Source organism: Cryobacterium sp. Hh38 (genome assembly GCF_004403235.1).
GTDB lineage: Bacteria > Actinomycetota > Actinomycetes > Actinomycetales > Microbacteriaceae > Cryobacterium > Cryobacterium levicorallinum.
Genome location: NZ_SOHD01000042.1, coordinates 40882 through 51421, shown reverse-complemented (window position 1 = coordinate 51421; position 10540 = coordinate 40882). Strand labels below are relative to the sequence as shown.

12 protein-coding genes are annotated in these 10540 nt (G+C 64.2%); 8 read left to right on the top strand and 4 right to left on the bottom strand.

The annotated features are described in order from the left end of the window. From E3T41_RS14360 to E3T41_RS14340, 5 genes are all read left to right on the top strand, one after another. On the top strand, positions 1-399 hold the full coding sequence (locus E3T41_RS14360) for a DUF6093 family protein (protein WP_134479189.1): 399 nt from the start codon (positions 1-3) through the stop codon (positions 397-399). Next, positions 399-812, top strand: a complete 414-nt coding sequence (locus E3T41_RS14355; RefSeq protein WP_134479187.1) for a hypothetical protein — start codon at positions 399-401, stop codon at positions 810-812. The genes E3T41_RS14360 and E3T41_RS14355 overlap by 1 nt, the downstream gene beginning before the upstream one ends. A gap of 11 nt (positions 813-823) precedes the next feature. Continuing rightward, the gene (locus tag E3T41_RS14350) at positions 824-1036 is read left to right on the top strand and encodes a hypothetical protein (protein ID WP_134479185.1); all 213 of its coding nucleotides are present in this window, start codon (positions 824-826) and stop codon (positions 1034-1036) included. Positions 1037-1155: 119 nt separating this feature from the next. Further along, positions 1156-2034 (top strand): phage major capsid protein, encoded by an 879-nt coding sequence (locus tag E3T41_RS14345; protein ID WP_134479183.1) that lies wholly within the window; start codon positions 1156-1158, stop codon positions 2032-2034. 2 nt (positions 2035-2036) lie between these two features. Next, positions 2037-2363 (top strand): hypothetical protein, encoded by a 327-nt coding sequence (locus E3T41_RS14340; RefSeq protein ID WP_134479181.1) that lies wholly within the window; start codon positions 2037-2039, stop codon positions 2361-2363. Positions 2364-2933: 570 nt separating this feature from the next. Here E3T41_RS14340 and E3T41_RS14335 read toward each other — a convergent pair. The 3 genes from E3T41_RS14335 to E3T41_RS14325 form a co-directional block, all read right to left on the bottom strand. After that, positions 2934-3452, bottom strand: a complete 519-nt coding sequence (locus E3T41_RS14335) for a pyridoxal 5'-phosphate synthase (RefSeq protein WP_134479180.1) — start codon at positions 3450-3452, stop codon at positions 2934-2936. A gap of 107 nt (positions 3453-3559) precedes the next feature. Further along, positions 3560-4786, bottom strand: a complete 1227-nt coding sequence (locus tag E3T41_RS14330; protein ID WP_092449676.1) for a GAF domain-containing protein — start codon at positions 4784-4786, stop codon at positions 3560-3562. 100 nt (positions 4787-4886) lie between these two features. Then, positions 4887-5366, bottom strand: a complete 480-nt coding sequence (locus E3T41_RS14325) for a MarR family transcriptional regulator (protein ID WP_092449675.1) — start codon at positions 5364-5366, stop codon at positions 4887-4889. A 61-nt stretch (positions 5367-5427) separates the two neighbouring features. Between E3T41_RS14325 and E3T41_RS14320 the strand changes: the two genes are divergently transcribed. From E3T41_RS14320 to E3T41_RS14310, 3 genes are read left to right on the top strand one after another with little or no spacing between them, the layout of a single operon-like run. Continuing rightward, on the top strand, positions 5428-6531 hold the full coding sequence (locus E3T41_RS14320; RefSeq protein ID WP_104133383.1) for an ABC transporter substrate-binding protein: 1104 nt from the start codon (positions 5428-5430) through the stop codon (positions 6529-6531). A 58-nt stretch (positions 6532-6589) separates the two neighbouring features. Beyond that, a complete protein-coding gene (locus tag E3T41_RS14315) occupies positions 6590-8017 on the top strand; it encodes an APC family permease (protein WP_233195464.1) in 1428 nt (475 codons plus the stop codon). 4 nt (positions 8018-8021) lie between these two features. Further along, positions 8022-9032: an acetamidase/formamidase family protein gene (locus E3T41_RS14310; protein ID WP_092449799.1), complete on the top strand. Its 1011-nt coding sequence runs from the start codon at positions 8022-8024 to the stop codon at positions 9030-9032. A gap of 32 nt (positions 9033-9064) precedes the next feature. Here the strand turns inward: E3T41_RS14310 and E3T41_RS14305 are convergent, their stop codons facing one another. Next, entirely contained in the window at positions 9065-10348 is a 1284-nt protein-coding gene (locus tag E3T41_RS14305; protein ID WP_092449670.1) for a DUF445 domain-containing protein, read from the bottom strand. Positions 10349-10540: the final 192 nt, after the last annotated feature.

Sequence of the window (10540 nt, the reverse complement as noted above, 5' to 3'; positions counted from 1 at the left end):
ATGAACATCGAACAGCACGTCCTGGCCGGGCGTCGTGAGGCTGAAAAGCTCATGACCACCCGTTGCACCGTCACCCGAGGAGGCGGTGAACCTGTCTTCAACGAGGCAACTGGCCAATACGAAACCGTCGTCGTGGTGGTCTACACAGGACCCGGCAGAATTCGGCGTCCCAGTCTCGCCGCTCGCACCGCCACACCAGCCGGGCAGACGATCACCGTGCAGGACCTGGTGTTGTCCCTGCCCGTCGTCACCAGCGCCGCCGTGAAGATCAACGACGTCGTGACCGTCACCGCCAACCCGCTCGACCCCGCCCTGATCGGCGTTGTCTTTACGATCACCGGACTGCACGACGAATCCACCGCCACCGCCCGCCGCTTCCCCATTGAAAGGACCAGCTAATGACCATCACCGACCAGACCAACCTCGAGGCCGTCGACGAGCTCGACACCGATGCACAGACCACCGACACGACCGACGACGACACCGCCGAGACATTCCCGCGTGAGTACGTCGTCAAGCTCCGCGACGAGAATGCCAAGTACCGGCAGCGCGCGGGACAGTCCGACGACCTCGCCAAGCGTCTCCACCTCGAGCTGGTGCGTGCCGGCGGGCGTCTGGCCGATGCCACCGACCTCCCGTTCGACGATGCCCACCTCACCGACCCCGAGGCCATGACCGCCGCCGTCGACGCGCTCCTCACCGCCAAACCGCACCTGGCCAACCGCAAGCCCACCGGCGATATCGGGCAGGGTGCGTCGGTCGCCACTGATACATTCAGCTTGTCCGGGCTGCTCAGGTCCGGCGCGAAGTAGGGGGAAGTATCTTGGCCGATAAAGAGTACAAGCTGCACTACGCGGGAACGACATTCGAGATCAATCACGAGTCGTGGGATGTCTTGACCGACTGGGATGGAGTCGAGCCGAAACTGGTGGAGCTGCACTTGACTGAAGACCACTGGCTGACCATCTCACTTGCTCCGGGGGTAGCAATGGCTGTCGAGGTCACGCCGCGCCCGCAGATGCAGAGCTTTTCCTAGCAGCTACAGCGCTTGACACAAAGCCCCCCGGATGGTATCTTCGAGATACCCCTGGGGGGTATTCACGTTAGTGGGTCTGGCACCCAAACGATCAGCTCACCATCGTTTGGAGAATCATCATGGCCGTATCAACCGCCAACGCCGCAGAACTCACCGCCGAACAGGTCCAGTCCATTCTGGTCCAGCCCCTCGAGCACGCATCCGTGTTTCTCGCAGCGGGCCCGCGCATCTTCGACACCGACGGCAGCCCCGTCCGCGTCCCGAAGCTGGGCGGCGCAACCAGCCCCGACTGGAAGGGTGAAAACGAACTCATCACCGACGCCGACGTGTCGTTCGACGAAATTACCCTCCTGCCCTCGACGATCAAGTCGGTGAAGACCCTGACCCGCTTCAGCAACGAGCTGGCCCGCCAGTCGGTCGTGTCCCTCGAGGCCGCGATCAAAGACCGCCTGGTGCGTGACGTGGCCACCAAGCTCGACAATGCCTTCATTGCCGGCACCGGGGACGCTGGCACGACCCCGCTGGGTATCCTCAACTACGTTGGTACGCAGGAAGTCGCCGCCGTCGGCACCGTCGGACTCGACGCGCTGCTCGACGCCTGGGGTAAGGCACTGGCCGGCGGGGTGAACATGGCTTCCCTGAAGTGGATGCTTCGCCCCGAAACGTTCGTGGCGCTCCGCAAGATCAAGCAGGCCACCGGGTCCAACCAGTACGTGCTCACCCCCGACCCGACCACCGACGGCGTGTTCCGCCTGTTCGGCTCGCCGGTCATCATTACCAACCGGATTCCCGTTGTCGGCACCACGACCAAGACCACGCAGGCCGTGCTGGCCGACTTCTCGCAGATTGCAGTTGCCCGCGACCAGGCCCCGACGGTGAAGATCCTCGACCAGACGTTCGGAGACTACGACCAGCAGGCTATTCGCGTGACTGCCCGCTACGACGCCGCCCCACTGAACGTCGAGTCGATCGTCAAGCTGACCGGCATCACGGTCTAATCATGGCCACCGTGACCGGTACCGACGTAGCCGAATACCTGGGCAGGGGTGACGACTTCAACCTCGCCACCCTGGCTGGGCGTCACGTCATCGTCGTTACCGAGATGGTCAAGGCGTACACCCGGGGCAAAGGCTGGGACGCACAATTCAACGAGCCGAACACCGCGCTTGCCGCCGTGATCGTTTCCGCGACTGCCCGCCTGTCGAACAACCCCGACGGGACCATAACCATATCCGTCGACGACTATCAGACGCGTAAAACCGTCTTCGAGGGGTTCAGCCTGGCCGAACACGTCATTCTGAACGCCTACCGCCGCAAGGCCACCTAGACCGGCGTGAACGTCACCCGCCTGATCCTGTAATGAGTGTGCAGGCGGGGCCGATGGTAGCGAGCTACTCCCTTTCGGCTAAGACCTGCCAGCGCCAACACCAGCAACGCCCCCGGACTTGAATGCACCGGGGGCGTTTCTGCGTCCCCAGACCACGCATGAACCCCGAATCTATCCCGAACATTCACCGGCAACGCCCGATAAAGCCTAGGTGCAACTAGTCAGTGTTCGCATAGCATCGAGCAACAAACAACACTCCGAACTAACCCCCGGAAACCCACTAACTCTAATCCTTGGGTCGTCGGTTCGAGCCCGACGGGGCCCACAATGATCGCGCAAGTGGCGCGGCAAATGCGCACTGAATCCGCTGGATTCGGTGCGCATTTTGTGTTTCCGCCTCCCGTTTGCCTGCGGTTAGTGGGCCGCTCGGTGGCTACTTCAGGAAATCCGCCGCCACGGCACACTCACGCCCGCTGTATTGCTGGCCCAGCCACGACTGCGCGACCGGCTGTTCTGAATCAGCCACCGCAACCGAGACCGACGTGGTCAGCGGATGCTGCCGGGCGGCTTTCAGAGGTCGTAGCGGTGGCGGATATGACGGCGATCCGGGCTGGCCTGCCAGAATTCGACCTCGGCGGGGTGCAGCGCGTAGAGCTGCCAGTCGGGATTGGCCCGACCATCGGCTCCTGGCCGCTCTTCCCAGTCCAAAGCGGATGCCTCGGCCGTCAGCAGCGAAACCGATCCGACAACGCGCACCTGCCGCCCGAGAGCCGGCCAGTAGAAGTTCATCGCCGCATGGGGGTTGGCGGCGAGCTCGCGTCCCTTGCGGGAACCGCGCGTGCTCGCGAACTGCCAGGCCCCGCCGTCAACGTTCTTCAGGATGAGCATGCGCGACGACACGCGGCCATCGGGGGTCGAAGTCGCGAGACTGAAGGCGTGCGGCTGCGGCACGCCCGCGGCGAGCGCGTGATCGAGCCACTGCAGAAACAGGTCGACCGGGTCGGCCGGTGCGCTGGACGGATCGAAAGCGGGCAGCAGGTCGGGAAAGTCGGGCAGGGCGCGCAGTCTGCGCCGTAAGGAGTCGCTCACGCCGCGAGCTTATCGTCATGGATGCCGACAGCAACAGCGAAGGAACCGACGTCGCCAACACCGGCCAAACTCGTACTCGCCTACCGCATGCGGCCGCTCGCTCGAGGTCAGCCGAAGACCGACGGCACCCGCAGTTCGCGCTGCACCAGCAGCGCGAGCTCGCGCAGCAGCACCTGGTCGACTTCGGCGAGCGCCCGCGGCTGGGGGTCGAACACGCACAGGGCGCCGACACGCTCCCCCGAGGGTGATTCGATGGGGAACCCGGCATAAAAGCGGATGCGTGGCTCATCCACCACGAGCGGGCTGCCGCTGAACCTGCCATCCGTTCGCGCGTCCTCGACAACGAGAGCACCGGTCCCCTCAATGGTGCGTGCACAGAAGGAATCGGCGCGCGGAATCTCCGTGGCGGCGAGCCCGACCCTGGCCTTGTGCCACTGACGGTCGCGATCGATAACACTGATCACCGCTGATTCGGTGCCGAAGAGCCGCTGAGCCAGGACAACCAGTTGGTCGAACCGGGCCTCTGGCGGGGTATCGAGAATGGCCAGGCCATCAACGGCCGCCTGCCGGGCGCGTTCCTGGCCGGCTGCATCCGTTTGACGCGGATCGGGGGGAGGCACGATACCGACACGCGCGGAGTCGAGGCTGTCGGCCAGGGCGTCGGCCAGGAGCACGGCCCAATCGCGGTAGTCGGCGGGGGTGCGGTGCCGGTCGGTTTCGACCGTCGCTGACGGCGAGAACGGTACGAACGTGGTGCGCGGGGCCCCGGCGGCCAGCCGTGCGGTGACCGCGTTGAGGTCGGTGGCCGAGCAATCGGCGATGCGCACGAGCGGACGTCGAAAGATCTCGATGCTGTGAACGGGCGGAATCCCAAGCAGAAATATCTGGGTACTGCGTGAGGTCTCGCGTTCCAGCTCCTGGAGCAGGGCGGTCAACCGCTCGCGCCATTCGGTGACGCTGGTCAGGTCGAGCGCTTCGTTGAGGCCGAGGATGACGACGACCGCGTCGAAACGGCCGAGCCGGGTGTCCGCAAGCGCCGTCAGCGCATTCTCGGCGGTCATGGTACGGCTGGCCAGGAGGTCGATGTCGACGCCGCGCCCGGTGCGTACCGAGAGTTCGCGGGCGAGCGAGCCGGGCAGGGCGAGCTGATGACTTAGCACCCCCCAGCCGACCGCGGGACCGCAGCCGAGGATCAGCACGCGGTCGCTGTCGATACCGGGGGCGTGGGCCTGCGGGGCATCGCTCGGGCGAGGCAGGTGGCGGTCCGCCCGTTCAGCGGATGCCGTCCAAATGCGCATCACCGGGCGAAGGGCCCACCGGACGAGGTCGTGCATGGGCGCCTTTCGGAACAGGACAAAAGATCATTCTGCCCCGAATGGATAAAATCCCATCATCTTGCCCCAGATTTGCAGCCAATTGGCGGCAAAACCCCCATCAGGGTTTTCTTGGGGTGTCTTCGAGAGAGCGCGCGGCAGTGCCGGCAGCCTCGACCAAGGCTGTTACGGCATCCGCTCCCAACCGGTGTTCGATGGTTTGCCCCCACGCGGAGACGATTTCACGAATGCGTGCGAGCCGCTGCCGGCCCCGATCCGACAAATGCACGGTAATGCGTCTACGGTCGGTCGCGGTTGGCAGGCGGAACGCCGAAGCCGAATCTTCCAGTGAGTCCACCGTTCGACTCAGGCTCGCATTTGCCATGCCGGACGTCTCCGCCAGCTCACCCATGGTCGGCGAGTCGAGGCGGTCCAAGGCTTCCAGAATTCGCCACTGATCCATCGTGGTGTTCTCTTCAGACAGGGCAACGCTCAGTCCGAGTGTGAGGCGCCGTTCCAGGTCAGCGAGGGCCCAGACGAGCTCGGCCAGGGGTGCCACGATTCCTAGCGCACGCGCCCCGCTCCCCAGCTGCTCGGCCATGGTACTCCTCCATGTTCGCGAAAAATAAGGTCCGGGATTCCCGCTACGTGATAATGGTCAAATGGCGCCCCAGGTCAGAGTAGTGCTCTCCAGTGAAGTTTTCCTGTGCGGTCCTACGCAGCAGACACTTCGGCTGGGACTGCTCGCGCCGTTGTCGGGCCTGATGGGCGTGGCCGGCCCAGCCATTATCAATTGCGCGGTTCTGGCGGCCGAAGAAGCGTGCCGTGCCTCGGGAACGACCATCGACCTCGTCCTGGTCGATGCCGGCAGAGCCCCGGAAGACGTCGCGCGCGAGGTGGATCTACTGGTGGGTGCCGGGCTCGTAGACGGGCTGGTGGGTACACACACTTCGAATATTCGTGTGGCCGTCGAGGCACGCGTGAACAATCGGGTGCCCTATGTCTTTACGCCGCCGCACGAGTTTGGGCGAGCGTCGGCCGGATCGGTATTTCTCGGCAGCGACCCGGCCGAGCATCTGCGTCGGCCGATTGCGTGGCTCGCCAAACACCGGCGGGTAGAACGATGGGCCCTCATCGGCAATGATTACGTCTGGCCACGTCAGGTACACGCTGCCGCCACTCGCGTCCTGCGCGATCTGCAGCAGCGCGTCGTCATGGACCGACTCGTGCCGATGGGACACGTCGACGTTGCGGAGCTCGTGGCCGCCGCACAGCGAGCACGGGCCGATGCAATCTTGGTCTCCCTGGTCGGCCGCGATGGCATCGAATTTCATCGCGGGGTCACCGAGCTGGATGCCAGCACGGCGTTCGTTCGACTGTGTACCGCTCTGGACGAGAGCTGTCTGGTCGCGGCGGGCGGCGACAGCAGCGGGGAGCTCTACACCGCAATGCCCACATTTCTGCTGCAGGATGATGACCGGCACCGCCGATTGCTCGAGTCGTACGTCGCTCGGTTTGGACTGACCGCACCGCTGCCCGGCTCCTACGCCGAAGGATGCTACGACGGCGTGCACCTGCTGGCCGCCATGTGTGAAAGTGGCTTGCTCACTACAAACACCGCGACCCAGGTGGCCGAGCGGCTTTTTTCAGACGCCAATCGGTCGGATTTTGCCCAGGCGGGAATCGATCTCAGACGTCGACCCATGAGCATGGCGCGGGCCAGCGGCACCGACCTAGAAGTTGTCAGAACACTGCGCCAGGTGTAGCATAAACAAAATTTCCACATGGAAATAATGACGGCTGTCGATGACGATAGGAAAACGCGTGAACAGCTCCACAACCCCGGGCACCTCTGCAAGTACCACGAGTGCGGGTATTGAACAATTTGGTTACAAGCAAGAGCTGAAGAGAACGCTGACGTTCAGCGATCTGATCATCTACGGCCTCATCTTTATGGTGCCCATCGCACCATTCGCCATCTTCGGCGGCGTCTTTCACGACTCGGGCGGAATGCCGCCGATCGCGTACATCATCGCCCTGGTTGCAATGATGTTCTCGGCGAATTCCTACTCGCAGATGGCCCAGGCCTTTCCGATGGCCGGTTCGGTTTACACCTACGCGGGTCGCGGAATCAACCGCCCAACGGGCTTCATCGCCGGCTGGATGATCCTGCTCGACTACATCCTCATTCCGACCCTGTTGTACTTTGTCGCGGCAATCGCGATGAATGGCATCATCAGCCAGGTTCCCATCTGGCTGTGGCTGATTGCCTTCGTTGCACTGAACACCGTGATTAACTACCTCGGAATCCACCTGGCCGCGGTTGTCATCCGGGTCATGCTGGTGCTCGAACTCCTCGTGCTGGCGATCTTCCTGGTCGTTGGCATCGTCGCAGTCTCGCAGGGCAAGGGTCAGGGTTTCAGCTTCGACGCGTTCTACAACGCTGATACCTTCTCCCTCCCGCTGCTGTTTGGCGCAGCATCCATTGCTGTGTTGTCCTTCCTCGGTTTCGATGGAATCTCCACCCTGGCCGAGGAAAACAGCGGAAGCAGCAAGTCCCTCGGTCGGTCCATGATCGCGGCCCTGTGCCTGCTGGGCGTCCTGTTCGTCGTGCAGACCTGGGTGGCCTCGATGCTGGTTGAAGACCCCGCAGCGCTCATCGCCAATGGCGACCCGGCCGGGGTGGCCTTCTATGAAGCGGCCGCCGTCGCCGGCGGACCGTTCATGTATATCCTGACCGCTGCTTCGACGGCCATCGCCTGGGGTTTCGCCAATGCGCTCGTTGCCCAGGCGTCCACCTCTCGCCTGCTGTACGCCATGGCGCGCGATCGCCAGCTGCCGAAATTCCTCGCGAAGGTCAGCGAAAAGCACAGCGTGCCGGTCAACGCGACATTTCTGGTGGCCGGGATCTCGCTGGTGCTCGGATTATTCCTGACCCTCCTACCCGACGGCCTCGGCGTGATCGCGGCCCTGGTCAACTTCGGCGCCCTGACCGCATTCCTGCTGCTGAACGTGTCGGTGGTGTGGTGGTTCATCGTGCGGCAGAAGTCCCGGCGCTGGTTCGTGCACCTGGTCTTCCCTGTACTGGGCTTCGTGGTTCTCGCCTTTGTGCTCTACAACGCGCGAGTGTCGGCGCAGGTCGTCGGCGTGGCCTGGCTGATCATTGGAATCGTCATCGCCTTCGTGCTGTACAAGACCGGCCGGATGAAGGTCAGCACGGCCACGGAGCCTGCGATGGCGGATGCGCGGTAGCTCGATGGCTGCACACAAGCTCGCTCCGCTCCCCGAACAGTATTCCTATGTGTTCGGGGGTCGGGAGCCGCTGCTGAGCGTTCGCCCCGGCGATATCGTCGAGGTGAGCACGGAAGACTGCTTCGGCGGACGGGTCACGACGCCCACAGACGTTCCCAGCCAAATCGTGCCTTTTTCCGAGCTCAATCCTGTCTCCGGTCCGATCGAGGTGATCGGGGCTGAGCCCGGCGACCTGTTGGCCGTGCACTTTGTCTCCATCGTGCCGGCACGTTCCTACGCGATTTCGAGCACCTTCCCGCTCTTTGGTGCGCTCTCCGCAACGCACGAGACGGCGATGCTGCACGAGCCGCTGCCGGAGCGGGTCTGGTTTTACGACATCGATTTGGATGCCTGGACGGCCACCTTTCGTGCCACGAACTCGGATTACACGCTGGCTCTCCCGCTCGATCCCATGCACGGCACCGTCGGCGTTGCTCCCGCCAGCGGCGAGGTGCGGTTGGTCGTGACCCCATCCACCCACGGCGGAAACATGGATACCCCGGAAGCGCGGGCCGGAACGACGCTGTATCTTCCGGTGAATGTGGCCGGCGCGATGCTGTCGCTCGGTGACGGTCACGCCCGCCAGGGTGAGGGTGAGGTCTGTGGAACCGGCCTGGAGTCGGCGATGAATTCCGTCATCGCACTCGACCTGGTCAAGGGTGGCGCTTCGGCCTGGCCGCGGCTTGAGAACGACGAGTTCATCATGAGCACCGGGTCGGCTCGACCTCTGGAAGATGCCTTTCGGATCAGCCAGAAAGACCTCGTGAATTGGGCATCCGACCTCACCGGCCTAGACACGATGGATGCCTATCAGTTGGTCAGCCAAATGGGACTCGCACCGGCCGCAAACGTGTGCGATCCCAACTATACGATGGTGGCGAAGCTGCCCAAGTGGACCCTAAAGGACGCGCAAGCCTACGGCGGCGTTCACGGCCGCCTGCGCGCCGCGGCAGCGGAATACACCGCCGCTCGGTAGCGGGTCTCCGCCAGACCCGGGCCGCCAGTCGCTTAAAACAGCAGCGACACGGCCCGGGCCAGCGTGAAAATAACCAGACCGGCGAGGGCGCCGACGACGGTTCCGTTGATGCGAATGAACTGCAGGTCGCGGCCGACCTGTAATTCGATCTTCGCGGCGGTCTCGGCGGCGGGCCAGCGCTCCACGGTTTCGGTGATGACCCCGGCGATCTCATGGCGATAGTTGGCCACGACATAGCTGGCCGTGTCGGCGAGCCAGCGGTCGATGCGGGAGCCGAGCGCGGCATCCGTTGTCAGTCGTCGGCCGACGTCTTCGAGCGTCGAACGGATGCCGACCCGCAGCGCGCTGGCCGGGTCCTGGAGTGCCTCGGTGAGTGAGGCCTTGACCGCCGCCCAGGTGTCGCCGGCGAACTCGCGCAGTTTGGCGTTGTCGAGCACCTCGGCCTTGAGGGTTTCGACCCGGTTGATCATGGCCGGCTCGTACTGCAGGTCGTGCATGACCTCACTGAGGTAGTCGTCGAGGGCTTTTCGCACCGGATGCTGCCGGTCCTGTCGGGCGGACGCGACGAAGGCGAGCACCTCGCGGTAGGCCTTGTCGTCGACGAGTTTGTCGACGAATCCGGGCAGCCAGGTGGGCAGCCGCTGCGACACCACGCGGCCAAACGCCTGGGGGTGGGCGCGCAGCCAGCCGTCAGCGCGGTCGAGCAGCAGGTCGACGGCCGCGTGCTGCTGCCCACTGGTGACGAGGCGCTCACCCACCCGTCCGAGACTCGGGCCCCACTCGGGCTTGACCAGATGTTCGCGGGCGACGGACTCGATGAGGTTCTTGATGGCGTCGTCGCCGAGCAGGTTGAGGAGCCCCTGGCCGGCCACGGCGAGTTCGTCGGTGAGCTTTTCGGCGTTTTTCTCGTCACTGAGCCACGCGCCGAGGCGGCGGGAAGGGTGCACGGATTCGAGCTTGCCGCGGATAACCGCCTCGGAGAGAAAGTTGGTCTCGACGAACTCGCCAAGGCTCGCACCGATCTCGTCCTTGCGGTTGGCGATGATGTTGGTGTGCGGGATGCGCAGGCCGAGCGGGTAGCGAAACAGGGCGGTGACGGCGAACCAGTCGGCGATGGCGCCGACCATGCCGCCCTCGGCCGCGGCGCGCACGTATTCGAGCCAGGGGTAGCGTTCCTGCAGGGCGAAAGAGACCGTGAAGATGAGCGCCATGAGCACGAGCAGCCCGCCGGCGAGCCGCTTCATGCTGGTGAGCGCGGTGCGGCGGGCGGTGTCCTGCGGGGATTCAACGGGTGGTGCCGTTTCGATCTGGGCCATGGGTCAAGCCTGCCCGATTGTGCGGTGCGGTGTGCGCACATTTGGATGCGGCGTGCCACGGAATCTTCGGGGCGAACCCGGGTCGTGGGTTCTGGCGTGGTTCGCCGCGGCATCCGCTCGCCGAAGCGTGAGTTTCGTGCAGCGAACCGTGAGTCGTGACCCGATTTGACCAATCCAGCGACTCGAAACTTA